This window comes from Pontibacter lucknowensis, from assembly GCF_900156415.1.
In the GTDB taxonomy this organism is placed as follows: Bacteria; Bacteroidota; Bacteroidia; order Cytophagales; family Hymenobacteraceae; genus Pontibacter; species Pontibacter lucknowensis.
The window spans coordinates 47,022-69,622 of sequence record NZ_FTNM01000003.1 but is presented as its reverse complement, the minus strand read 5'-3'; the positions used below and the strand labels follow the sequence as shown (position 1 = coordinate 69,622).

At 50.9% G+C, this 22,601-nt stretch carries 24 protein-coding genes; 15 read left to right on the top strand and 9 right to left on the bottom strand.

Translation table 11 applies throughout. The features are described from left to right. Nucleotides 1-25: 25 nt before the first annotated feature. On the bottom strand, nucleotides 26-2,557 hold the full coding sequence (locus BW972_RS11135) for a PIG-L family deacetylase (protein WP_076422188.1): 2,532 nt from the start codon (nucleotides 2,555-2,557) through the stop codon (nucleotides 26-28). 409 nt (nucleotides 2,558-2,966) lie between these two features. On the opposite strand from BW972_RS11135, the gene BW972_RS11130 reads away from it, so the two are divergent. The 4 genes from BW972_RS11130 (at nucleotide 2,967) to BW972_RS11115 (ending at nucleotide 5,092) form a co-directional block, all read left to right on the top strand. Continuing rightward, a complete protein-coding gene (locus tag BW972_RS11130; RefSeq protein WP_076422187.1) occupies nucleotides 2,967-3,650 on the top strand; it encodes a hypothetical protein in 684 nt (227 codons plus the stop codon). A 109-nt stretch (nucleotides 3,651-3,759) separates the two neighbouring features. After that, nucleotides 3,760-4,131 carry a DUF3221 domain-containing protein gene (locus BW972_RS11125; protein ID WP_076422186.1) on the top strand — a complete coding sequence of 124 codons (372 nt, stop codon included), beginning with the start codon at nucleotides 3,760-3,762 and terminating at the stop codon, nucleotides 4,129-4,131. A gap of 8 nt (nucleotides 4,132-4,139) precedes the next feature. Beyond that, nucleotides 4,140-4,502: a Rieske (2Fe-2S) protein gene (locus BW972_RS11120; protein WP_076422185.1), complete on the top strand. Its 363-nt coding sequence runs from the start codon at nucleotides 4,140-4,142 to the stop codon at nucleotides 4,500-4,502. A 113-nt stretch (nucleotides 4,503-4,615) separates the two neighbouring features. After that, the gene (locus BW972_RS11115) at nucleotides 4,616-5,092 is read left to right on the top strand and encodes a hypothetical protein (protein WP_234986355.1); all 477 of its coding nucleotides are present in this window, start codon (nucleotides 4,616-4,618) and stop codon (nucleotides 5,090-5,092) included. Here BW972_RS11115 and BW972_RS11110 read toward each other — a convergent pair. Then, entirely contained in the window at nucleotides 5,089-5,292 is a 204-nt protein-coding gene (locus BW972_RS11110) for a hypothetical protein (protein ID WP_007657408.1), read from the bottom strand. The genes BW972_RS11115 and BW972_RS11110 overlap by 4 nt on opposite strands. Before the next feature lie 340 nt (nucleotides 5,293-5,632). Here BW972_RS11110 and BW972_RS11105 point away from each other — a divergent pair, with 340 nt between their 5' ends. The 4 genes from BW972_RS11105 to BW972_RS11090 all read left to right on the top strand — a co-directional run bounded on the left by BW972_RS11105 (nucleotide 5,633) and on the right by BW972_RS11090 (nucleotide 9,275). Beyond that, nucleotides 5,633-7,120: an APC family permease gene (locus tag BW972_RS11105; protein ID WP_076422183.1), complete on the top strand. Its 1,488-nt coding sequence runs from the start codon at nucleotides 5,633-5,635 to the stop codon at nucleotides 7,118-7,120. Between the two features lie 105 nt (nucleotides 7,121-7,225). Beyond that, complete coding sequence (locus tag BW972_RS11100; RefSeq protein ID WP_007658957.1) at nucleotides 7,226-7,879, top strand: alpha/beta hydrolase; 654 nt, start codon at nucleotides 7,226-7,228, stop codon at nucleotides 7,877-7,879. Beyond that, nucleotides 7,876-8,133, top strand: a complete 258-nt coding sequence (locus BW972_RS11095; protein WP_007658959.1) for a hypothetical protein — start codon at nucleotides 7,876-7,878, stop codon at nucleotides 8,131-8,133. Before BW972_RS11100 ends, BW972_RS11095 begins: the two co-directional genes overlap by 4 nt. A 2-nt stretch (nucleotides 8,134-8,135) precedes the next feature. Then, nucleotides 8,136-9,275: an NAD(P)/FAD-dependent oxidoreductase gene (locus BW972_RS11090; RefSeq protein ID WP_076422182.1), complete on the top strand. Its 1,140-nt coding sequence runs from the start codon at nucleotides 8,136-8,138 to the stop codon at nucleotides 9,273-9,275. A 139-nt stretch (nucleotides 9,276-9,414) separates the two neighbouring features. Here the strand turns inward: BW972_RS11090 and BW972_RS11085 are convergent, their stop codons facing one another. The 5 genes from BW972_RS11085 to BW972_RS11065 all read right to left on the bottom strand — a co-directional run bounded on the left by BW972_RS11085 (nucleotide 9,415) and on the right by BW972_RS11065 (nucleotide 13,673). Then, nucleotides 9,415-9,636: a hypothetical protein gene (locus BW972_RS11085; protein ID WP_007658962.1), complete on the bottom strand. Its 222-nt coding sequence runs from the start codon at nucleotides 9,634-9,636 to the stop codon at nucleotides 9,415-9,417. A gap of 241 nt (nucleotides 9,637-9,877) precedes the next feature. After that, nucleotides 9,878-10,333, bottom strand: coding sequence for a hypothetical protein (locus tag BW972_RS11080; protein ID WP_076422181.1), 456 nt, complete (start codon nucleotides 10,331-10,333; stop codon nucleotides 9,878-9,880). Nucleotides 10,334-10,338: 5 nt separating this feature from the next. Further along, on the bottom strand, nucleotides 10,339-12,006 hold the full coding sequence (locus tag BW972_RS11075; protein WP_076422180.1) for a dipeptidyl-peptidase 3 family protein: 1,668 nt from the start codon (nucleotides 12,004-12,006) through the stop codon (nucleotides 10,339-10,341). A gap of 129 nt (nucleotides 12,007-12,135) precedes the next feature. Further along, complete coding sequence (locus BW972_RS11070) at nucleotides 12,136-12,750, bottom strand: deoxynucleoside kinase (RefSeq protein ID WP_007658965.1); 615 nt, start codon at nucleotides 12,748-12,750, stop codon at nucleotides 12,136-12,138. Between the two features lie 242 nt (nucleotides 12,751-12,992). Next, nucleotides 12,993-13,673: an RNA polymerase sigma factor gene (locus BW972_RS11065; protein WP_076422179.1), complete on the bottom strand. Its 681-nt coding sequence runs from the start codon at nucleotides 13,671-13,673 to the stop codon at nucleotides 12,993-12,995. Between the two features lie 139 nt (nucleotides 13,674-13,812). Between BW972_RS11065 and BW972_RS11060 the strand changes: the two genes are divergently transcribed. Together BW972_RS11060 and BW972_RS11055 are read left to right on the top strand one after the other, a co-directional pair. Then, nucleotides 13,813-14,241: a hypothetical protein gene (locus tag BW972_RS11060; protein WP_007658967.1), complete on the top strand. Its 429-nt coding sequence runs from the start codon at nucleotides 13,813-13,815 to the stop codon at nucleotides 14,239-14,241. A 147-nt stretch (nucleotides 14,242-14,388) separates the two neighbouring features. Then, nucleotides 14,389-14,568, top strand: coding sequence for a hypothetical protein (locus BW972_RS11055; RefSeq protein ID WP_007658968.1), 180 nt, complete (start codon nucleotides 14,389-14,391; stop codon nucleotides 14,566-14,568). 92 nt (nucleotides 14,569-14,660) lie between these two features. Here BW972_RS11055 and BW972_RS11050 read toward each other — a convergent pair whose 3' ends face one another. Then, nucleotides 14,661-15,293 (bottom strand): hypothetical protein, encoded by a 633-nt coding sequence (locus BW972_RS11050; protein ID WP_007658970.1) that lies wholly within the window; start codon nucleotides 15,291-15,293, stop codon nucleotides 14,661-14,663. 239 nt (nucleotides 15,294-15,532) lie between these two features. On the opposite strand from BW972_RS11050, the gene BW972_RS11045 reads away from it, so the two are divergent. The 4 genes from BW972_RS11045 to BW972_RS11030 all read left to right on the top strand — a co-directional run bounded on the left by BW972_RS11045 (nucleotide 15,533) and on the right by BW972_RS11030 (nucleotide 19,830). Continuing rightward, nucleotides 15,533-17,971, top strand: coding sequence for a GAF domain-containing protein (locus BW972_RS11045; RefSeq protein WP_007658972.1), 2,439 nt, complete (start codon nucleotides 15,533-15,535; stop codon nucleotides 17,969-17,971). Between the two features lie 234 nt (nucleotides 17,972-18,205). Continuing rightward, a complete protein-coding gene (locus BW972_RS11040; RefSeq protein ID WP_040573581.1) occupies nucleotides 18,206-19,009 on the top strand; it encodes a hypothetical protein in 804 nt (267 codons plus the stop codon). A 142-nt stretch (nucleotides 19,010-19,151) separates the two neighbouring features. Next, on the top strand, nucleotides 19,152-19,376 hold the full coding sequence (locus tag BW972_RS11035) for a CDGSH iron-sulfur domain-containing protein (RefSeq protein ID WP_007653429.1): 225 nt from the start codon (nucleotides 19,152-19,154) through the stop codon (nucleotides 19,374-19,376). Nucleotides 19,377-19,407: 31 nt separating this feature from the next. Then, nucleotides 19,408-19,830, top strand: coding sequence for a putative signal transducing protein (locus BW972_RS11030; RefSeq protein ID WP_083674149.1), 423 nt, complete (start codon nucleotides 19,408-19,410; stop codon nucleotides 19,828-19,830). A 49-nt stretch (nucleotides 19,831-19,879) separates the two neighbouring features. On the opposite strand, the gene BW972_RS11025 is transcribed toward BW972_RS11030, so the two are convergent. Further along, nucleotides 19,880-20,131, bottom strand: a complete 252-nt coding sequence (locus BW972_RS11025; protein WP_007653425.1) for an acyl-CoA-binding protein — start codon at nucleotides 20,129-20,131, stop codon at nucleotides 19,880-19,882. Between the two features lie 126 nt (nucleotides 20,132-20,257). On the opposite strand from BW972_RS11025, the gene BW972_RS11020 reads away from it, so the two are divergent. Continuing rightward, a complete protein-coding gene (locus BW972_RS11020) occupies nucleotides 20,258-22,456 on the top strand; it encodes a S9 family peptidase (protein ID WP_076422178.1) in 2,199 nt (732 codons plus the stop codon). Nucleotides 22,457-22,601 lie beyond the last annotated feature (145 nt).

Here is a 22,601-nt window from a genome sequence, read left to right as displayed (position 1 = left end):
AACTGCAGATTTTGAATGGCTCCTTTTATTTAACAGCACTTTCAGCGCTGCTTCCCTGGCCACCGTGACCGTTTCCAAGCGAGATCAGGTTGGTGAAGATGCGGTAGGCACCTGGCACACCGGCGGGCAGTTGTCTGAACCAGGAGTAGCCGGTATACACGAAGTGCCCTTTGCCATAGCGGGCAATCAAAAGGCCACCGTCGCGGGCTGGCTCACCCGGGTCGTTGCTCGAAAGGATCGCTTCAAACTCCTTGCTCCATTCGCTCGGGAAATATAAGCCGCGTTCCTGTACCCAGCCTTCAAAGTCCTTTTTAGTGATTTTGTTCGGGCTGTTCAGTGCCTGGTGATTCGGTTTCAGGAAACGAACCTCAGCATCTTCTACCGTCACCCGCTGACTGGAAATCTTCAAAGGATAAGGAGCGATGTTATTCGTCTTAAGACTGTGCCCGGTGTTATACTGCACGATGACTGTACCGCCCTGCTGCACGTAATTGAGCAGACGTGGCTGGTAAAAGTTCATGCGCTCCACCGTGTTGTAGGCCCTAACCCCAAGTATCACAGCATCGAAGCGCTTCAGATTCTGTTCTGTAATATCCTCGTCTTTGAGTAGGGTCACGTTATACCCGATCTGCTGCAGACTCGCAGGAATGTCGTCACCGGCTCCCATCAGGTAGGCGATCTGCTCTCCATTGCGCTTCAGGTCGAGGCGCACGGCTTTGGTCACAGCCTCCGGGAAAGTGGTCTGTGTTGGGATATGGCTATACTGGATCACGTTGAGTCCACGGGTATAGGGCTTGCCTGCTACCGTGGCCACGGCTTTCAATTCTACTTCCTGCTGCCCTTTGGGTGGATGCACCATGAAGCGCACCAGTTGCTCGGCTCCGTTTTGCTCCAGATCAAATGCCACTTGCGCCGGCTCCGCCCGCCAGCCTTTCGGCAGCTGCAGTGCCAGATTGCCTTTCATACCTGCCTTGCCCGATTTCACCAGCACGTGCACCGGTTTTGGCTCCTGCGAGGCGAACATCAGTACTTTCTCGGAGATGTTCACAAACACGGGCGGCGTAATGGCCAGCGGTCGGTACTGTTCGCCATCCACGGGATCGTTGCGCTTGTACACCACCGGCACAGTATAGCGGAAAGGCTCGCCGCTGATCAGCAGGTCAAGCTGTACCTCAGCGGCCGGTTGGTTTTCAGGTGCTCCGATCTCCTGCAAGTCATCTACCCGGAACAGGCCCAGCGTTCCCTCCTGCCGTAGCCAGTACGGTTGCGAGAGTGGTGCCGAAACCGGAACCTGCATTCTGAAAGGTATAAGATGCCCTTCGTTCGGAGCGAGTGTTTTATTCAGGCTGCTGTCTTTGGCAGCAAAGCTATGGCGCATGCTCACTAGCTGCACAGGTATAGCCGAGCGGTTGATAGCCTCCAGCTGCAGGTTCAGTTGCTCGCCCGGTGTTACGGCATATTCCGTAGCCACAGCCTCCAGGTATAGGCCCAGGCTATGCTTCACCACCTGCTCCAGTTCCTGCGTCTTGAGTCGTTTCCAATAGCTATCAGGCAGCTTGGCCAGTTCTTTTCGGGCTGCCAACAGCGTCGGCACTACGGCTGCCGGTTGCTCCGGCTTAAACTCTGTTACCGCCTGCTGCAAAAGTGCTGCTACTTTTTCGCTGCCTTTCACGCGGCTCCAGCTGGTATTTATACCTTCAAACAGTTCTTCTTTAGCTCTCTCGCCTTTAGTATGCTCCAAATATTCTATCGTAACACCACGTGTACCTGTCGAGCCGAAGCCCTGGCTCTTGTGCATACTGCGACTCAGGGCGGCGATCTCCGGGTAGGACTTGCCCAGCAACGGATTATAGCCACCCACATCCACTTTTAATAGTTGTGAACCATAGTCCTCAAACTCTTTCTGGCTACGGAAGGACCATACGCCGGTATTCCAAAGCACCCGCTTGGCCTGCCATACCTGCACGTGCTTAAGCTGCTCGGGAAAGCGTTTTGGGTCAGCAGCTGCTTCAAACGCTTCATTGGCCAGCATAGCCGAAGCGGTGTGGTGCCCGTGCGTTTCAGATGGACGGGGAGAGAAGCGGGTAATGATCACATCAGGCCTGAACTTGCGGATCGCCCATACCACATCGTGCAGCACCTTCTCCTTATCCCAGGTCGCAAAAGTCTCCTCAGGATTTTTTGAAAAGCCAAAGTCGTTGGCGCGGGTAAAAAACTGCTGCCCTCCATCCGTGCGACGGGCCTGCAGCAACTCCTGCGTGCGGATAAGGCCCAGCCCCTCCCGGATCTCTGGTCCGATGAGGTTTTGCCCGCCATCACCGCGGGTCACCGACAGGTAGCCTGTGTTGTAGAGTTTCTCGTTAGACAGGTAGGCAATAAAGCGGGTATTTTCATCGTCGGGATGCGCTGCCACATACAGCACGGTACCCAGCACGTTCAGCTTTTTGATATCCTGCAGTAGCTCGGCAGCATGCGGTTTAGCAGGTGACTGCGCCTTGAGTATCCCTACAGAAAGCAGCGAGCACAAGACAAAAAAGAGCGAAAAACTTTTTTTCATGGTTTTAGTTAAAGAAGCAGTGAATTGAACCTTCATCACTATGCTGTAAATCTAAAAAAATTGTGTCAGCCTAACCAGTTTTGTCTGTTTATACAAGACAGAAAGTCGCTCCAACCCGACATATAACAATTGGCACATTTATTTTGCACTTAAAACAGCCTGTTACTTCATGGTTCAAATTCAGGCGATATAGTCTTGTAATATGACTAGTCAGGACTTAGCCAAGAATACTATGGGTTAAAGTAAATTTTACAAAAAAATAATCAAATTATTAGCTTTATATTTTACGCTTCCTATATTTGTAAAAAAGTGGAAGACACTTACCGCATCCTGCCTAAGGCTCGTCAGTTTTACTGGGTAGCCCCAACTATGAAACAATATATCTGAAGGCTACAAACATCTGACGTATATGGCAGAAAACAGAATTGGAGACCAAGCTATTGAATTTCTTGGTTCCTACTATGCCAAACATGAAAAAAAATCTGGCTTACTTATAAACAGACTGGTGCCTACGCACCAGGGCACTTTTGCCGATGCGCTGTTTGCCTATCAGAAACACGACAATTGCTTTTTTGCCGTGTCACTTAATATTTCCGCCTCTAACAAACTGGCGCACCTGCTGAGCACTTACAAGAAAAAAGGACTGGGCAGAAGTCGTTATTTAACTGCTGCCTCTATTTTTGGCGCAGCAGCCTACCTCTGCTACCTGACCGGCAATTGGCTGATGATGGCCCTCATACCTGCTATACTAGCAGTGACTGGTTTTATACTACATTCCAATCTGCGCAAGCGCTACATGCAGCAGCAACTGAAAGCGGCAGTGGACCAACTCAAGCAGCAGCCCGCCGACCACCAGTGGCTGGGCTTACAGGTGAGCAGCCTGTGCTGGCGCGGTAACGCCATGGCGGACTACCTATCCAAACTATGTGAGCGAAAAGGCATAGGTCTGCTGACAGTAGGCAAGCGTTCACGCCTCACGCTGCGCCAGGAACCACGCCTGGCCACCTGCCGCCGCACTGACTTCCTCTCATACTACACACAGGGCGATAACCTGCGCAGAGAATTGTCAGACCAGTTTATGCGGGTAGCATAGGCCTTAAATAAATTGCGCCTGAGCCATTACTAATCATCTCCCTCATGCGTACAAATGTCAAAAGTATGCCCTGCCTGCTAGGTAAAGGCCTGAGACGACGCTTGAACCCATGAGAAGATACCTGTATATACTACCCTTTGCTGCTCTCCTACTGGTTGGATGCCAGACCCAGGACGGCTTCCAGATTCCCAACACACAGCCCGACATAAAGGGCAACATCACCAACATCAAAAAAACGAATTCCAAAAAGAAAGAAGGCGTGGCCGTCATACTGGTTGAGTCAGTGGAAGGTATGCAAACCAATCACGCCAAAGCGACTCTCCGCATAGATGGCAAGACGCACATTGAGAACACCGAAGGAGCAACACTCCGATTAGAGCACTTGCGTGAAGGTCATTTAGTCGAGGCTTGGTTTGACGAGCAGGTCATGGAGTCATTTCCGGTGCAGGCCCATGCCACTGCCATACGGGTAAGCCACTAGCAGAACAGATGGAACAAAGTGAAGCAAGCTATACCTGGCACAAAGTATTTGACAGCGTGACTGAAGCCCGCGAGCAGGTGCCCCTCCGTAAACTCAAACAACTCGTGCTGGATGGCCGGACTATTTGCTTTGCGCATACTGCCTCCGGCTTTTTTGCGCTCGATGATGCCTGTCCGCACCTGGGATATGCGCTTAGTAAAGGTACTACTAACTATCTGGATGAAGTGGTATGCCCCTGGCACAGCTACAGGTATAACATGCAGAATGGGCGAGAGTGCGAGTTCCGCACACGCAAGGCAGTTCTCCACCGGGTGGAGCTAAGGGAAGAAGGTGTGTTTGTGGGAATAGAGCAGACAGCCTCTACTGCCTGAAAAGGTGCTTTTTACCCCTCAATAGTGGCACTCCACTCAAATTAAGCGCATTTTTGTCGGCAAAGCGGCCAATTTGCTTACATTGCGCGGTGCAACCATCTGATGTTACCTCTATGACACCCAGAATAATTCGACCGGAGATCTCACCAACTGCACCGATAAAGTTGCACCATGCAATGGGTGATGTGTATGTCACCATCCAACATAAGGAAGAGTACATCGAGGCTAAATGGCAAGGGCACATAACCGCTGATAATGTTGTAAGCGCTTCACTTGCCTTTTTGGAACTTCTTAAAAGCAAGCGCTGCTCCAAGCTGCTAAACGACAAGTCAGATGTAACCGGCGACTGGCAGGAAGCAAATGACTGGCTTCAGTTTGAATGGCTGCCCTGCGCTATGGAAGCCGGCCTGCGGTTTATGGCGCATGTATACTCCTTTAATATGTTCAGCCAACTTGCAGCCCGTGAGCTCCAGGAGCGAATTACACCTGAAGTCAGCATGAAAAGCTTTTACGAACGTCCCCTTGCGGAGGAATGGCTGCGAAAGCAGGATGACACTGCGGCTGCCGACCAGCGGGCTGCAACGGCTTAGCGCACGTTAGCAGCTACCGCACTTGGCGCAACAGGTGTGATCAATACTGTGTCAAGCAGCACAGTCATCACAGGTTTTTCTATTTCCATATCGACAGTGCTGGCAACAGCAGCATCTACTGATTGTGTGTTTTGAGTATTTGGTTGCAATGCAAGACCGAAGCATGATACAGTGGCGGCGATTAAGAATAATACTTTCATGGCTTTAATATTTAGTGGTTATCAATTAATTACTGTGACAAAGTTATTCTATAGTACTTTGTTATGCAAGGTACTGTTACTACAATTACTACTATTTTATACCAAGGGGCTTGAAATATCCGTGAAGGACCCAAAAAATCAGACGAACGACCACAGTTTACAAAGGCCAAAAAGAGCAATAATTACCAGGTATCGTTATATATTATTTACTAGCTATTGGCTTTCCTACAGATAATCACCCGTAATTATCCTTTCCCCAAAAATTAGCTTTAATTTTGCCTTCCGGCCTTTGCCATTTTGTTGGGCAACCGGCTTTACAAGCAAGTATCAGACAGCTACAATGCAGGATTTAGAAGAAGTAGAGCAAATACAGAAAGAAGAGAAGGAAAGCGGTTTCAAACGGGAGATCACCCTTTTCGACGCCATCATGATCGTAACCGGCGGTATGATCGGTTCCGGCATATTCATCGTGACAGCCGATATATCCAGGGCGGTCGTAAGTCCAGGCAACATGCTGCTGGTCTGGGTGCTTTCGGGATTCCTGACCATGGTGGGCGCCATCAGCTATGGCGAGTTATCGTCTATGTTCCCGAAGGTGGGTGGGCAATATGTATACCTGAAGGAAGCCTACAACAAAATGGTGGCCTTCCTTTATGGCTGGACGCTGTTTCTGGTGATCCAGACTGGTGTGATCGCAGCGGTGGCCGTGGCTTTCGCCCGCTTTACCGGGGTGCTCATACCCTGGTTCAGCGAAGACAATGTGTTGTTTTCCCTGGCAGGATTTAACTTCACTTCCGTGCAGTTGCTGGCGATTGTGAGCATCCTATACCTGACGTATATCAACTCTCGCGGCGTGAAGAGCGGTAAATTGATCCAGAACATCTTTGGCAGCACGAAACTAATCGCTTTGTTTGGCCTGATTCTGTTTGGTCTGCTGTTCGGTATCAACGACACGGCGGTGCAGGCCAACTTCTCTGATTTCTGGGGATCTGCCGCAGCGGCCACTGGAACCAGCGAAGCACCTCCGGTAGGTATGGCGCTGATCACAGCCATCGGCATTGCCATGGTAGGCGCCTTGTTCTCGGCTGACTCCTGGAATAACATCGGCTTTTCGGGCGATGAGATCGTGAACCCGAAGCGCACCATCGTGCTCAGCATGGTGATCGGTAGTGCCATTGTGATGGGGCTATACCTGATCATCAACCTGGTATACCTGCTCGTGCTCCCCCTCAACGGCGACCCGAACGCAACAGACGTGATTGGCCAGGGCATTAAGTATGCCTCCAACGACCGTGTAGCCACAGCCGTGGCGGAAGTGATCGGCGGGTATCCAGCTACGGTAGGCATCGCCATTCTGATCATGATCTCGACCTTCGGTTGTAACAACGGCGCCATCCTGTCAGGGGCGAGGGTATACTATGCCATTGCCAAAGACGGCCTGTTCTTCAAGAAGATGGGGCATCTGAACAAAAACGGCGTACCAGCTGCGGCTCTGTGGCTACAGTGCATATGGGCCTGCATGCTCTGTCTCTCCGGCACTTACAACGACCTGCTCGACTACGTGATCTTTGCAGTAATGCTCTTTTACATCATCACAGTGACTGGTGTGTTTGTGCTGCGTGTGCGCCGGCCAGACCTGAAGCGCCCATACAAAGCATTCGGCTACCCAATTCTGCCAGCGCTTTATGTGCTGATTGCGTCCGGCATCTGCATCATCCTGCTTATTTACAAGCCAGTCTATACCTGGCCGGGCCTGATCATCGTAGCGCTGGGTATACCTGTCTATTATTTCTTCGGAAGCAAGTTCAAGAAGGAGTCCGGTTTGTAGGAATAACCCTAAAGCATAATTGAAAAGCAGTCTGTCAGGTATGGCAGGCTGCTTTTTTGTAGCTTTGCTGCCGTACACGGCCACTTGCCGTAAACGCAAAGCTGTATGAGCACCGTTTATTTTATCAGCGGCCTCGGAGCGGACGAGCGCATGTTTCAGTTTCTGCACCTCAAGTGTAGCAGCAAGGTATACGTGCGCTGGATTCAGCCCTATGACGATGAACCGCTACACGACTATGCCGTGCGGCTGGCAGAGCAGATCACCGAACCCAACCCGGTGCTGATAGGCATGTCCTTTGGCGGTGTGGTGGCAATTGAGCTTTCCAAATTCCTGAACCCGCGCAAAACCATCCTGATCTCAAGCATCGCCAGCAGCAAAGTCCTCCCCTGGTACTACCGCCTGATGGGTTTCCTTCGGCTGCACCGCATTATACCTGTGCCCTGGCTCAAGCGCTTCCATTTTATGGGCCCTCTGCTGTTTGGAGCCAGCACTAAAGCCGAAAAAGCGCTGCTCAAGCAGGTGATCCTCGAAACCGATCCCCAATTCCTGCGCTGGGCCCTCGGGCAGCTGCTCAACTGGCACCAACCAGACCATTACGAGAACTGCGTGATGCTCCATGGCACCGCCGACCGCATCCTGCCGATGGGCACTTACCCGGGCATTATCAAGGTAAAAAGAGCTGGCCACCTCATGGTTTTGAGCCATGCTTCCGAGATAAGTGCTATCTTGGATAAGATTTTAGAAGATTGCGAAACATGACAACAGATAAAAAGAAATTCATCATCAGAACGCCGGACGGACAAACGGCTGACCTCACCAATGCGACTACCCTCCGAAGCAATAACCTCTACCCTTTCGGACGTCACAACTACTCCATCTACGAAAGTCCGGAAGGCGTATTTGTGCGCGGCTATAACAGCGGCGAGCGTGAGATCATGCTGACCGGCTTTGAGATCATAGACGAAGCGACGGCTCGTAACTATAAGCATACCTACACCCGCGAAGACGAGTAGCCATGGAGTTGAGTTTTTGGGAAAAGGAATCGTATTTCAGCCACGTGGATGTGCTGATCGTGGGCAGCGGCATCGTGGGTCTGAATGCGGCGCTCTACCTGAAAACGCAGCAGCCTGCCCTGAAAGTACTGGTGGTGGAGCGCGGCCTGCTGCCCACCGGGGCCAGTACCCGCAACGCCGGCTTCGCTTGCTTCGGCAGCCCCTCCGAGCTGCTCGATGACCTGAGCCACCACAGCGAAGAGGAGGTGTTTGCACTGGTAGAGCGCCGCTGGCGTGGACTGCAGCGCCTACGCCAGAACCTCGGCGACCAGGCCATCGACTTCCACCGCTGGGGCGGCTACGAACTGTTTGAGGAAAGCCAGCAACCGCTCTATGAAGCCTGCCTCGAGCAAATGACCTACCTCAACAAGCAGTTGCAGCAGGTAACGGGTGAGCAGGACATCTACCGTCAGGCAGATCACAAAATAGGTGAGTTCGGTTTTAAGCAGGTAGCGCACCTGATTGAGAGTACTGCAGAAGGGCAGATTGATACGGGCAAGATGATATTGGCGCTCACGCAGAAGGTACAGGCCCTGGGTGTGATCGTGCTGAACGGGTTGGAGATTGCAAGTCTGCAGGAAGAGAGCGCAGGTATAACTGCCCTCACCAAACAAGGCATTGCTATAACTGCCCGCGCGGCCCTGGTTGCGACGAACGGCTTCGCCCGCCAGTTGCTGCCGCAGTTGCAGGTGGCCCCGGCCCGGGCGCAGGTACTCATCACCAAGCCTATACCTGACTTGCGCTTCAAAGGCACCTTCCACTACGACAGGGGTTACTACTATTTCCGCAACATTGGCAACCGGGTGCTGTTCGGCGGTGGCCGCAACCTTGACTTCAAAACCGAAGAAACTACCGAAATGGGGCTGACTAATCTCGTGCAAAACAAACTCGACGAGCTGCTCCGGGAAGTTATTTTGCCTGGTACACCCTACGAAGTAGAGCAGCGCTGGAGCGGCATTATGGGCGTAGGGTCAAGCAAGACCACCATTGTGCAGCCTGTATCGCAGCATATATGCTGCGCCGTGCGCATGGGCGGCATGGGCGTAGCGATCGGTTCGTTGGTAGGTGAAGAAGGGGCAGCCCTGGTGCTTGAGAAACTTTAATCATCACACTTTTCTTTAAGCTCAAAAGATTTTAGACCATCATTCAAAGCCAATAAAAAAGTGTTTTAGGCATTTTCCTAAAACAAAAAAGGTAAACCATCAGCGGTTTACCTTTTTCAAATATTATAGTCAGTACGAGTTACATTCGTATCCATTGATTCGAGGGATTAGGGTTGGGGATCATCAGGTGTTTGTTGGCTTCTTTTTCTGCCCTAAAAAACTCCTGGTACTCTTCTTCGCTCATTTCTTCGCGAAGGGCAATATGAAACTTGGCCAGTTCAGGGTATAGCTGATTGCGTTCCTGGCGCTCCTGCGGACTGTCTCTGTTAAAATCGTAAAAGGATCTTACAAAATTTTTCATGATTAAATATTTGATTTAAAGTGAGTTGGAAAACAGTTTTACTCCCATGCTACTTTTAAAGTTGTCTATATTCAGAAGCAATTTTCCACAATAAGCCCTCAGTGTCTGCAAACCCCTAAAAGACTGCTAGAGGAGATAAAAATAGAAAAGGCCCCACCAATCAGCAGGGCCTTTTATTCAGAATATCAAATACTTATATACTCGGATCTGATAATAATGTATGTCAGAAAGAGTAACTGCGCTATCGCCCGAGGTGTTTAAAGTAAAGCCCGGTTGCTACCAGCAACAGCTTGGTTAGCTCTGGAATGTCACGGGCAACGGAAATCCGACCGTTTGTTATGCTTAAGCTACCTTGCTCGAAATGCATCAGGATGTTGCCAGCTTCGTCCAGTAGGTCTCTGCTGGGGTCTAATGACTTGCCCTGAAAAGTAAACTGCTCCCCTGTAACCAAGGTTGTCGTGGTTTTGCCAAAGCCGGACGTCTTACTCATACCGATCACTTCATCTTTGAAATGAATCGTGACATCATGCTCAAGCCAACCCTTTCGCTGGAAATAAAGATTGATGCGCTCCGAACTGAAGTCGGCGTCGTTGCTGGCCCAGCCTCTGAAAGCAAGCTCCCCAACTAGCCCGTCTTCTCCGCTCACGGTATACCTTCGTGAAGCTAAGTTCTCCTGTTTCCAGTGCAGCAACTCCATACCTGTTATTTTAAGCCAAGCACATCCACGCCCTGCTCAAACACCACATCCACCGGAATGTTGTTGCGGCTGAGGCGGTCGAGGTCGGCCTGCAGTTCGGTACTTATCTGCCCCTGTTCGTTCAGTAGCCTGCCCACGCCCGCGTAGTCGCCATTGCCCTGTAGCGTCAGGATCAGTTCGGACAATTTGTCCATCGCTTCGCCCATCTTTACATAGTTCACACGGTATTTGCCAGTATTGGCATCACGCTCAAAGGCTCCGTTCTCTTTAAAGAAGTTGAAGCGCACCATGTTGGCTTTGCCGTGTGCACTGGCCGCTCCGAAGCGCACCGAACGGAAAATGCCCGCCATAAAGGTGGTATAGTAATCTTCGAGGCTGCCGCTCACCTCGCCCTTCTTGTGCAGCTGCGTGATCATGTACAGACCCAGAATATCGGCTTTGCCTTCTTCCAGGGCAGAGCCGTGCTCTTTCAAAGCCTCACGTACAGTGCCTTTACCGTTGATGGTGTTCTTGATACCCAAGCCATGCGCTACCTCGTGAAACATGGTGTTGGCGAAGAAAGCGTCGAAGGTGATATGCTGCTTCTGATCGTCGGCAATCAGCTCATCGGCGATAGGCAGCATGATCTTGTCGAACTTGGCCTGCATCGCGTTTTTGAGCTGCAGACGGCGCGTGCCTTTCTTCAGCTGCACCTCCTCGTCGTTGGGCAGGTTGATGGCAATGGTCTTGCTGCCTGCATTGCAGTCACCGGCGTAGTATACTACGTCGTAGGCATTCAGGTCAGAGTCAGTGCCGGGCGTTTCTTTCTTGTAGTTGGCAGGTACTGGCAAACCGCGCTGCAGTTCTGGCAGGAAGGCCGCATACTTCTCGAGGCGCTTGCTCCAGTCCATATCCTTGATGAGCACATAAGCCTCGTGTGCTGCTTTGTAACCAAACAACTTGTCTTCGTACGTTTCGATCGGACCGATCACCACGTCTATGCGGTTGTTTTTCATGTCCATCCAGGCCAGGTCGCTTGGCTGGTAATTGTCGTTGAGCAGGGCATCCGCACGCAGGGTCAGGTATTTTTTCAGCCCCGGCTCCTCGGCCAGCCCGGCTGCTTGGCGCAATAGGTCAGAGGCACGCTTCACCTGCTCCTTGAATTGCACATGGTAAGGCACCGTGATCAGGTTACCATTGGCGTCGCGACGCAGGAAGGTATACTGGCTGGCTTTGTCTTTCAGATTCGCTTTTTCAAACTCCTCTTTTGTCATGTCCTGCGGGTAGAAATTCGCCGCATCCGGCTTCGGTCCCACGCCAGGTATAAAAGGCTCGTTGTTGTTCAGGCGGTCCCAGGGGCCGTAGTTGATCATCACGAATTGGCGTGCGGCATCGTCAGTCAGCGCATTCAGCAAAGAGTCTTTCTTGCCATAAGCTTCGTACCAGAACAGTTCGTCCATGATGTTACCGGCCTCGATCAGCAGGGGTATCATTTGGCGCTCTTTTTCGTTCAGTCCACTCAGGTCAGCGGTCAGGCGCACATTGGTGTACATGCCTAGCTTCTGCTGTAGGTCAGTGGCTGTAGCATCGGTCTGCACAGTTTCAGTTGTTTGCGCTTCGTTGGTGGTACTACTTGTGCAGGCGGCGGTCATGGCGGCCACAGCAGAGGCCAGTATCAGGTGGCGTGATTTCATGTAGGTATAAGGTTAGTGTTTATCAAGATGAGAAATATTCAAGATGGAAGATACAGGATTTGAGTTAAAAGAAAAAGCCGTTGCACCTTACGGCACAGCGGCTTATATCTTGAAACTGCTTCAGTATACCTAAAACAATCCGAACAGTTCACTATTGATTCTCTCTATAATAGAACCTAAATCCTCGGGATTGGCCACAAAGTCCATGTTATTCACATCGATCACCAGCAGTTTGCCCTGATCATAAGTGCTCATCCAGTTGTTGTAGTGCTCGTTGAGGTTACGCAGGTAGTTGATGCTGATGTTGTTTTCGTAGTCGCGGTTGCGCTTCTCGATCTGTCCGATCAGTTTAGGCAGGTCAGCCTTCAGGTAAATCATCAGGTCAGGCGCTTTCACCATGCTGATCATCGACTGGAACAGGGCGAAGTAGTTATCGTAGTCACGCGTGCTCATCAAGCCTGACTGGTGCAGGTTCTTGGCAAAGATGTAAGCATCCTCATAAATGGTGCGATCCTGGATCACATGCCCGTCTTTGGACTGGATCTGCTGCACCTGACCAAAGCGGCTGTTCAAAAAGAACACCTGCAGGTGAAAGGACCACCGCTCCATGTCTTCATAAAAGTCCTTCAGGTAAGGATTGTTCTCTACTGCCTCCAGGTATAGCTCCCACTTAAAATGCTGGGAAAGTTTAGTGGCCAGGGTGGTTTTGCCGGCGCCAATATTGCCGACGATCGCAATGTGCATGGTAATGGTGTAATAGTTGAAAAAACCGACTGCAAATTACGGCTTTTTCGGTCATGCCCCAGCCTAATTCCTGCCCCCAGGCTCTGTTTTTTTTGGTGCTTCTGCTCACGAACAGATCGCATTCTCCTTATCTTATTAATCCATAACTACTTAGCATCAGCACTTCCTATAAACTACACTTGCGTTACGTCTTCTGCCAGCCAGGGCATAGCACTCCGTCTCAGACTCTGCTTATTTTAGCTCTATACCTTCCAGTCCGGAGGCAAGGCACGGAGCACACGTATCACTACTGCATCGCAGCGCCTGTTGCCGAACTCAAACACATCACCAACGATCGACAGCTTGAACAGACTCTCCTTGAGCATGGACTTTGCCCGGTGCAGGCGCACCTTCACGTTACTTTCAGAAAGAACGAGGCACTGTGCGATGTCATGAATAGATAAGTCTTCCACTTCGCGGAGCGTATAGACAATCCTATACTTTTCAGGTATGCTATCGATGGCGCTTTCCACCAGCTGTTTTACTTCCTGCCGGATAGCAGCCTGCTCCGGGTTCGCAGCGTTCATCTGGCTTAAGAGAGAAGACAAACCCTCCGGCTGGTCAAGCAGGTACGTGGCTGAAGACAATTTTTTCTGCTCCCGCAGCCTTGCCAGCGCTTTGTTGATCCCAATCCGGATAAGCCAGGTAGAAAACATGGCATCGCTACGGAACTGCGCCAGCTTTTCAAAAGCCTTCATATAAGTCTCCTGCATGACATCCTCCACCTCTTGTTCCTGCTTCAGGTAACTCCTTATCACCCGGTAGAGCTTTTGGTTGTGGCGGCGCATGAGGAGCTCATACAGTGACACGTCCCCGTCGAGCACCCTCTCCACCACTGCTACATCACTGAGTGCCGCTTTTTCAGTTGCTGTTATCTGTTTCATGATCTTAATAGGTATGATACATACAGTAGATGCGTTTCAGACCAATTAGTTACATTCTTTTGTAACGATTTTCACTTATAAGTATCTAACTATCAGAAACAAACAAAATAAGAAATCAACTAAAACGGAGGAAATCATCATGGAAACAATTGCATCAACAACAACAACCGGTGCGCAGCGGACTGAGCGCCCGGCGTACGACCGCATCGCTACCGTCACCGCTTTAACAAAGTACACTTATGCCCTGGTGCCTATCCTGGCTGGCCTCGACAAATTCCTACACCTGCTTACTGACTGGGACAAATACCTTGCGCCGGTAGTCGCCGATATCCTGCCTTTCAGCACGGGCACTTTTATGAGTCTGGTGGGTATCATTGAGATCATAGCGGGCGTGTTTGTACTCGTAAAACCAAAGATAGGGGCGCTGGTGGTCGGCTTATGGCTGGTAGGCATCGCCATCAACCTTTTGTTAACGGGCGAATACTACGACATTGCTGTCCGTGACCTGGTCATGGCTGTAGGCGCTTTCTCGCTATACCTGCTTCTTCCTGATGAGGGCAAAGCTTAGTCTGGCACAAGGGCCATTTATACACAATCGGCCTAACCCTTGCGCTCTTAAGGTCGTTTATTGAGTAACGTGCGTGTATCAGTTGGAGAACAGCGTGAAGGTGTCACGCACACGTCAAATAAATTACCAACATCTTATTTAAAAGCTATGACAAAAGGACACAATCAAGACCGCAACAAGTCCGAAAACAAACCGGAAGCTAAGCACAAAGGCGGACAGGAAGGGCACCGCAGCCTGAGCGATCAGCAAAAAGACAAAAGCCCTAACCAGGGCCGCAATGACAAAAAAGACCAGTCTGGCGGAACCAAAGGCCAGAATGCCATTTAGCAGCATGTAATAAACTGAAAATAGCCGGGGCGTGTAGTGATTACTGCACGCCCCGGCTATTTTCATGTTTGCTATTCTACTGGAGGCTATACTTACCGCTGCTCCCGCATCTGGTTATACCTGTCCTTGGCGTCGCGGCTCTTGCGCAGGGTGTTGAACTCTAACTGCAAAGCAGCCACCTTCATTTTATCGCTGTTGCTCATCTGACTGATTACCTGCTGCTTGCGGTCGCTGAGCAGCAGGTACACGTGCTCGGCATAGTCCCAGTCGCGGAGGCTCCAGTCGGTGCGCTGTGCCCGCACGTTTTCCATGAACCTGACAAAAGCACCGCGCAGTTGGCTGGCCTTAAGCTGGCCGATCTTGTTGGTTCCGGCCAGGCGGCGCTCCCAGGCAGCGGCTGTCTCACGGTTCAGGGGGTCGCCGTAGCTTTCCTCCTTCTCCGCCTCCCACTCATTGTAACGGGTTTTGAGCTCCCCGTACTCCTGCTTCGAAGCTTCACTCATTTGGCTGCTATTCCGGTCCAGGCTTTGCGTACGGGTTCTGAACTCCTGCTTGATCACAGGCCATTCAGCCCTTGTTATACTGTCGCCCTGGCTGACTCTCTTGTTCATCCAGGCACGGAAATCCTCCAGGTCCTGCTCCAGCTTTGACTTAGTTTGTGCCTGGGCACCCAGCGTGCTCAGCACCGTCATCAGCATCAGGGCTGCAACAAATAACTTCTTCATAGGTTGGTTTTACTTGATCAATCATTCTTCTAACACTTCTCTCCCAATAAATATTATGCCAGAATATTCTAAAGGAGCTATATTTTTAATCCATGCCTGTTATACCTGCACCAGGTATAACAGGCCGCCCACTATCTTTTTGCGGCCGCTTACGTTTAAAGCAAAGACAGGTATTTCGCCTGCACTGCACCTGGGATTGTGCCACACACGTTCTTCCCCTATCCATACAAAAAACTTATATGCGCAAAACAAGGGACAACTTCCACGAAACCGTTGTTTCTATACCTAACCGGGACGAGATCATTCTGAGCGCCGAGCAGTTTCCGTTCAAGACCACGCTCAGCCTATCGCCGCTTGTGACCTACTGGGAAAACAAGATCGAGACTGACCCGAACTGCAACGTGGCCCGTGTAAACGAGCTGGCCGGTCTGCTGCGCAAAAACCCCGAGCTGCTGGAGCCGATCGAGGACGTGTCTATTATTGATAAATACATCGATACCGTTGACATCCTGATGGAGGATATTTTCCCGAGTGCTCTCTGGGAGAATGACCTGCGAGCCACGGTACTGCCTTTTCACTTCGACAGCTTCTATGCCACTCCCCGCCTGGAAGAGCTCGACCTGCTGGGAGGCGGTAACTATACCCAAAAACTAAATGTCGATCTCAAGACGCTGCTTTTCCGCCAGACGCTATCGGCTTACACCCTGATCCTGGAGAAGTTCTACAATGCCAACTTTATGGTGGATGAGCCCTTTATCTTCAGCATCAAGGACAAGTTCACCAAACTGGACCGGCATTACAAGCTGATCATCGACCTGAAATTCATGAAAGTGAAGGCCAAAGGTCCGATCAAAAAGCTAAGCACACAGGAAATCAACTTTCTGATAAACCGCTACAATGACCTGGACCTCTGGATGCAGAAACTACCACCTGAGAACTATGAGTTCAGCGGCTTTGCGATCTGTGATTTTACGGACGTAACCAACGAGGAAACTATTTCCTCGCTGCGCTACGACCTGCTCGATCAGGACTCTGTAACCACACAGGAGGGTTTTGAGAGCCTGCAGCAGAAGCTTCGCGTGCTTTTCGGGCTGCCGGGTCTGCGGCTGGGGCTGGCCTCCTTCCCTGCCCTGCAGGAGTTTGACACTAACTACGCCCGCAAAACCTGGAATGGCCTGGTGCTGACCAAGAGCTCTCCTATTAAGCTGGAAGACCTCGTTGACTCGATCTACGCTCCGGTGCTGGCCAAAGGCAACACCATTGTGGTAGACGACCTGGAGCAGCTCGACGAACCGGGCAGACTGGAGCAGGAGCTGATAAAAACGGGCATACGCAACCTGATCATCGCGCCGCTGCACTATGAAGGCAAAACGATCGGGATGCTGGAACTGGCCTCTCCTATACCTGGCGAACTGAATGCGCTTTCTACTATTAAGCTAAAAGAAATTCTGCCACTTTTTGCATTGGCCCTGAACCGGATGCTGGAGGAGCTGCGCAGCAGCATACAGAATATTATTAAAGAGAAGTATACCGCCATTCACCCGATCGTGGAGTGGCGCTTTACGCAGGCAGCCATTAACCTCCTCGACAAGATGGAGCGTAACGTGCCGGCTGAGATCGAGCCGATCGTGTTCCGGGACATCTACCCGCTCTATGGCGCATCGGATATCCGCAGCTCGGCAACCGAGCGCAACAAAGCCATACAGGGCGACTTGCTTGACCAACTGGTGCTGGCCAAAGAGGTCATCCTGGCTGCCAAGGACAACCTGCCACTCTCTATCCTGGACGAACTGGTGTATAAGATAGACAAGTATTCCCAGAACCTCGTGCACGAACTGGGCTCTGGTGATGAGGCTAATGTGCTGGAGTTTTTGCGCACCGAGATTGAGCCGCTTTTCAATCACTTTGGCCACAAGTATCCCTCTACCCAAAAGGCCATCGAGGCTTACCGCAAGGCGACCAATAACCCCAACGGTGTCGTGTATAACAAGCGACGTGCGTATGAGGAGAGCCTGTACCTGATCAACGACACCATCTCCAGCTTCCTGGATCGCGAGGAAGAAAAGGCACAGCAGATATTTCCGCACTACTTTGAGAAGTATAAGACCGATGGACTGGAGTATAACATCTACATCGGGGCATCGCTGTTGAACAGCGGGCACTTTGAGGAACTATACCTGAAGAACATGCGCCTGTGGCAGCTGATGCTTACCTGTGAGATTGCCCGTCGCATTCACAAGCTGCGCGCTAACCTGAAACTGCCGCTCGAGATCACACAGCTGATACTGGTGCACAGCAGCCCGATCTGCATTCGCTTCCGGCTGGACGAGAAGAAGTTTGACGTGGAAGGTGCCGACAACATCCGTTACGAGATCATTAAGAAGCGTATTGACAAGGCTACATTGCGCGGCACAGACGAGCGCCTTACCCAGCCCGGCAAGGTTGCCATTGTGTATACACAACCCCGCGAAGCGCAGGAGTATCGCCGCTACATCGATTTTCTGCAGGCCGAGGGCTACATTGAGCCAGTGGTGGAAGACCTGGAAATTGAGGACTTACAGGGGGTGCAGGGACTGAAAGCGCTCCGCATTTCGATAAATTTCCAGGAGCAGCTGCGCCACGATATCGATGCCGGAGACGAGCTTTTGCAGATCGCCCAGACGGCTGCTCTCAACTAAAATTGCACTTTTATATAAAACGCAACTTTTTTACAAATTCAACACAACATACAATCATCTAAATATCAACGCCTTAAACTTAAATTAGATTTGTAAAATTCTACCAAATACAGGCTCCTCTGTAATTTTCTCTACATCGGTGCAATTATTTTAAAGGAAAGGGCGTTTTACCTGAGACTGCCGGGGAAGCGCCCTGTGCTGTTTATTTATTTTCACTTTTCAACTTTTAGCCAAATGAAATTGAAAAACAGTTTTTTACCTGCCATGCTTGTATTTGGCGTGGTAGCACTATCATCTTGCGAAAAAAACGATCACGAAGAGTCTGCACAGCCTACTTTTGATCAGGGTGCACTATCTCATGTGATGCTGGACTCTGCTGAAGTTACTTCTTTTAAAGTAGCAGGTAAGCAACTAAGCCAGGTAAACCACTACAACCAGGAAACCGGTGAAGTGGAAAGCTTCGATAAGTATGAGCGTGACAACAAGGGCCGCCTGATCAAGAGCACAACCTACGGTGGCAAAAGCCAGACTGTACTGACAGAGCAGCATTTCACTTACAGTGACAAAGGCGAGTTGAGCAAATCGGTGGCTACTTACTTTGTGGGTGGCAAGCCGGAGTATCAGAACTACACCACGTATTCTTACGATGCTGCTAATAAGCTGAGCAAGAAGTCAATTTACGAAGGCACTGAGGAGAAGGGCAAACTGAAGTCTTTCACGACTTATCAGGCAATGCCAAACGGCAACTATGCACAGGAGAAGCAGTTTGTGATTGACGGTACTGGAGAAGCCAAACTATACGCTACCACTACCAACTCTTACGACTCTAACCCAAACCCACTGCACGCGTTTGCAGAGCCAGGCGCTGCCAGCAGCCCGAACAACCTGGTGCGCTCTTCTATGGAAGTGCACAACAGCAAGAAGGCATTCACACGTTCTTACTCTTACAAGTATGATGACAGCGGTATGCCGATCAGCCAGACGGTGACGCTGCCAAACGGTAAGTCTCAAACATTCAACTACGTGTACAGCAATTAATGCTGAAACGTAATTAGAGTCACAGCCCCCGGCCACTAACGTCCGGGGGCTGTGGTGTTTTAAGCCTGCCCATACCTGAGCCTAACCTCTGGCAATTGTGCCGCAAAAAAACTATATTTGTTATTGTACTAAACACAAGACAATGGCGAAGACCAAAATAACGGTGAACAACAATGGCTCACTCAGAGTAGAGGGTGAGTTTGAGATCGTGGACAAGCACGGCAATGTATACGGACTCGGTGGCCGGGAACTCGTTTCGATCTGCCGTTGCGGCATGTCTAAGAACAAACCATTCTGCGACGGCTCCCACAAAGGACACTTTGAGCACGAAGCGGAAGCTTTTGACCTTCCACCTAAGAAACAGTAAACACAGCCTGACTTAACACCACCTGTATACCATGGCAGAGCGCCTGATTACCGTTGCCACCTTCAGCCAACCCACTGAAGCCCACATTCTGAAAGGCCGCCTTGAGGCGGAGGGTATCCTCTGTTTTTTGGGGGATGAGCAAATTATAGCGGCGCAGCCATTCTACTCACTGGCAGTGGGTGGCGTGAAACTGCAGGTGACGGAAGGTGACGTGGAAGAGGCGCTCGAACTGTTGGGCCGGATAGAGCGCGGCACCAGCGAGTACATCATCGACGACAACATTGAACTGGCGCCTCCAGCTCAGGTATACCTGGACACTGAATCCTGCCCGATATGCGAGTCAAAAAATATCTCCGCAAGGGGATTTTTAGGTGCGGTGCTAGGCATTACGCTGCCCTTCGTCAGTAAGCGCTATGGGTGCCACGACTGCGGCTATACCTGGAAAGAAAAGTAAAAAGCGCCCCATGGGGCGCTTTTTTTATACCTGTTAGGCAAGCAGTATCTTACTTCAGGCTGTTCACCAACTGCACGTACTGTGCGCGGGCATCCTCCTGGCTGGTACCTTCCAGGCTTTTCCAGGCATCCCATTTCGCTATGTTTTTGAAATCAAATCCTCCCGGACGCTCGGTGTTCACATCGCCTTCAGTAGCCTGCTTGTACAGGCTGTAGAGTTGCAGCAGAATATTATTGGACGGACGCTCTGTGAGTTCCTTCGACTGGGCCACTGCCTGCTCAAATTCTTCTTGTGTTGCCATAGTATGTCAGATGATTGTTTTAAGTACTGACAAGGTATAAAAAAATACGCTGCATGCATAACTTTAATTTAAATTTATAGTGTCGTATTTTTTCTTATTTTTATACCTGTACAACTGATACACCCTATGAAAAAAGCACAGCACAACACAGCAGCTCCGGCCCTTCTGCTTTCGGCCTGTCTGCTGGCAGGCACAGCCTGCAGTACGACGCAACAGAGCACTGCGACAGAGACAGCTACGACCGAGCAAACGGCTGAGAGCACGGTAACCGCCAATCAGCCGCAACCGCCTGTCGCAGCCCAAAAGCCGAAAGAACTCACAGCACATGGCCACACCCGCATCGACAATTACTACTGGCTGAACGAGCGCGAAAATCCGGAAGTGATCGCCTACCTAAACGCAGAGAACGACTACACAAAGCAGGTGATGGCCGACACGGAGGAGTTACAGGAAAAGCTCTTCAACGAGATTGTGGGACGCATCAAGCAAACTGACGAATCGGTGCCTTACAAAAAGAATAGCTACTTCTACTATACCCGCTTCGAGGCTGGCAAAGAGTACCCGATCTACGCCCGCAAGAAGGGCACACTCGACGCCAAAGAGGAGATTATGGTAAACGCCAACGAGCGTGCCGAGGGCAAGAGCTACTATGCGGCTGCCGGCATGAATGTGAGCCCTGATAATCGCCTGCTGGCTTTTGGTGAGGACACTGTGAGTCGCCGCCAGTATACCATCCGCTTCAAAAATCTGCAGACAGGCGAGATACTGCCCGACCGTATACCTAACACCACCGGTGGCGCTGTATGGGCCAACGATAACAAAACCGTGTTCTATACTATGAAAGATCCGGCACTCCGTTCTTTCAAAATCTTCCGCCATACCCTGGGCACACCTACCTCGCAGGACAAAGAGGTATACCACGAAGCCGACGAGACCTTCAGCACCTTTGTGTATAAAACCAAATCTGAGAAATACATCATCATCGGCTCGGGCAGCACCCTGTCGCAGGAGTACCGTTTTGTGGACGCTGCCAACCCAACTGCAAGCTTCAGGATCATTCAGCCACGGGAGCGCGGACTGGAGTACAGCGTAGACCACTTCGGCGACAGCTTCTACATCCGCACCAACAAGGATGGCGCCACCAACTTTAAACTGATGAAGACACCAGTTGGCAAAACTACCAAGCAGAACTGGACAGAGGTGATTCCGCATCGCGCTGACACGTACCTGGAAGGCACTGAGATTTTCAAGGACTACCTGGTGCTGCAGGAGCGCAAGAATGGCCTGACCCAACTGCGCATTAAAAAGTGGAACGACCCCAAAACAGACTACTATGTGGACTTCGGGGAAGAAGCCTACACTGCCGGCATCAGCATCAACCCCGACTTCGACAGCAAGGTACTGCGCTACGGCTATAGCTCCCTCACTACCCCAAGCTCTACATTTGATTACAACATGGAGACGAAGCAGAAAACACTGCTAAAAGAACAGGAAGTGGTGGGTGATTTTGACAAGAATAACTATGAGGCTAAGCGCATTTACGCCACTGCCAAAGACGGCACCAAAATTCCGGTGTCGCTGGTATACCGCAAAGGGCTGCAGCTCGACGGCAATAACCCAACCCTGCAGTACGCTTACGGCTCCTATGGCATCAGCATGAACCCCGGTTTTAGCTCCGTGCGCCTCAGTCTGCTCGACCGTGGCTTTGTGTATGCCATTGCGCACATCCGCGGTGGTCAGGAAATGGGACGCCAGTGGTATGAAGACGGCAAGCTGATGAAGAAGAAAAACACATTCACAGACTTCATTGATGTGTCAGAATACCTGATCGAACAAGGCTATACCAATCCTGATAAGCTGTTTGCGCAGGGTGGTAGTGCCGGTGGTCTGCTGATGGGCGCTGTCGTGAACATGCGTCCGGATCTCTACAAAGGTGTGCACGCAGCCGTACCGTTTGTGGATGTAGTTACCACCATGCTCGACACCAGCATCCCGCTCACTACCGGTGAGTTTGACGAATGGGGAAATCCAGCCAACAAGGATGCCTATGACTACATGCTCTCTTACTCGCCTTATGACAATGTGGAGGCTAAGGAGTACCCGAACATGCTCGTCACTACTGGCCTGCACGACTCGCAGGTTCAGTATTTTGAGCCGGCCAAGTGGGTTGCCAAGCTCCGTGAAATGAAGACAGATGACAACCTGCTCCTCCTCCAGACAAACATGGAGGCTGGCCACGGCGGCGCATCCGGTCGCTTCCAGCCATACCGCGAAACGGCCCTGCAGTACGCTTTCTTCCTGAAACTGGCTGGGATAGAGGAATAGGTCTAGAAGCTGAGAGTTAAAAACAGAAAGCCCGCTGCAACTGGTGTTGCAGCGGGCTTTCTGTTTTGTATGATGTCATTTCGAACCTAAGTGAGAAATCTGAAATATGCTCTGGCGTTCATATAATCCAGATCTCTCCTGTCGT

Bases quoted from the DNA above. Each gene is read 5' to 3' on its own strand.
- BW972_RS11135 (WP_076422188.1), bottom strand. From the start codon at position 2,557: ATGAAAAAAAGTTTTTCGCTCTTTTTTGTCTTGTGCTCGCTGCTTTCT.
- BW972_RS11130 (WP_076422187.1), top strand. From the start codon at position 2,967: ATGGCAGAAAACAGAATTGGAGACCAAGCTATTGAATTTCTTGGTTCC.
- BW972_RS11125 (WP_076422186.1), top strand. From the start codon at position 3,760: ATGAGAAGATACCTGTATATACTACCCTTTGCTGCTCTCCTACTGGTT.
- BW972_RS11120 (WP_076422185.1), top strand. From the start codon at position 4,140: ATGGAACAAAGTGAAGCAAGCTATACCTGGCACAAAGTATTTGACAGC.
- BW972_RS11115 (WP_234986355.1), top strand. From the start codon at position 4,616: ATGACACCCAGAATAATTCGACCGGAGATCTCACCAACTGCACCGATA.
- BW972_RS11110 (WP_007657408.1), bottom strand. From the start codon at position 5,292: ATGAAAGTATTATTCTTAATCGCCGCCACTGTATCATGCTTCGGTCTT.
- BW972_RS11105 (WP_076422183.1), top strand. From the start codon at position 5,633: ATGCAGGATTTAGAAGAAGTAGAGCAAATACAGAAAGAAGAGAAGGAA.
- BW972_RS11100 (WP_007658957.1), top strand. From the start codon at position 7,226: ATGAGCACCGTTTATTTTATCAGCGGCCTCGGAGCGGACGAGCGCATG.
- BW972_RS11095 (WP_007658959.1), top strand. From the start codon at position 7,876: ATGACAACAGATAAAAAGAAATTCATCATCAGAACGCCGGACGGACAA.
- BW972_RS11090 (WP_076422182.1), top strand. From the start codon at position 8,136: ATGGAGTTGAGTTTTTGGGAAAAGGAATCGTATTTCAGCCACGTGGAT.
- BW972_RS11085 (WP_007658962.1), bottom strand. From the start codon at position 9,636: ATGAAAAATTTTGTAAGATCCTTTTACGATTTTAACAGAGACAGTCCG.
- BW972_RS11080 (WP_076422181.1), bottom strand. From the start codon at position 10,333: ATGGAGTTGCTGCACTGGAAACAGGAGAACTTAGCTTCACGAAGGTAT.
- BW972_RS11075 (WP_076422180.1), bottom strand. From the start codon at position 12,006: ATGAAATCACGCCACCTGATACTGGCCTCTGCTGTGGCCGCCATGACC.
- BW972_RS11070 (WP_007658965.1), bottom strand. From the start codon at position 12,750: ATGCACATTGCGATCGTCGGCAATATTGGCGCCGGCAAAACCACCCTG.
- BW972_RS11065 (WP_076422179.1), bottom strand. From the start codon at position 13,673: ATGAAACAGATAACAGCAACTGAAAAAGCGGCACTCAGTGATGTAGCA.
- BW972_RS11060 (WP_007658967.1), top strand. From the start codon at position 13,813: ATGGAAACAATTGCATCAACAACAACAACCGGTGCGCAGCGGACTGAG.
- BW972_RS11055 (WP_007658968.1), top strand. From the start codon at position 14,389: ATGACAAAAGGACACAATCAAGACCGCAACAAGTCCGAAAACAAACCG.
- BW972_RS11050 (WP_007658970.1), bottom strand. From the start codon at position 15,293: ATGAAGAAGTTATTTGTTGCAGCCCTGATGCTGATGACGGTGCTGAGC.
- BW972_RS11045 (WP_007658972.1), top strand. From the start codon at position 15,533: ATGCGCAAAACAAGGGACAACTTCCACGAAACCGTTGTTTCTATACCT.
- BW972_RS11040 (WP_040573581.1), top strand. From the start codon at position 18,206: ATGAAATTGAAAAACAGTTTTTTACCTGCCATGCTTGTATTTGGCGTG.
- BW972_RS11035 (WP_007653429.1), top strand. From the start codon at position 19,152: ATGGCGAAGACCAAAATAACGGTGAACAACAATGGCTCACTCAGAGTA.
- BW972_RS11030 (WP_083674149.1), top strand. From the start codon at position 19,408: ATGGCAGAGCGCCTGATTACCGTTGCCACCTTCAGCCAACCCACTGAA.
- BW972_RS11025 (WP_007653425.1), bottom strand. From the start codon at position 20,131: ATGGCAACACAAGAAGAATTTGAGCAGGCAGTGGCCCAGTCGAAGGAA.
- BW972_RS11020 (WP_076422178.1), top strand. From the start codon at position 20,258: ATGAAAAAAGCACAGCACAACACAGCAGCTCCGGCCCTTCTGCTTTCG.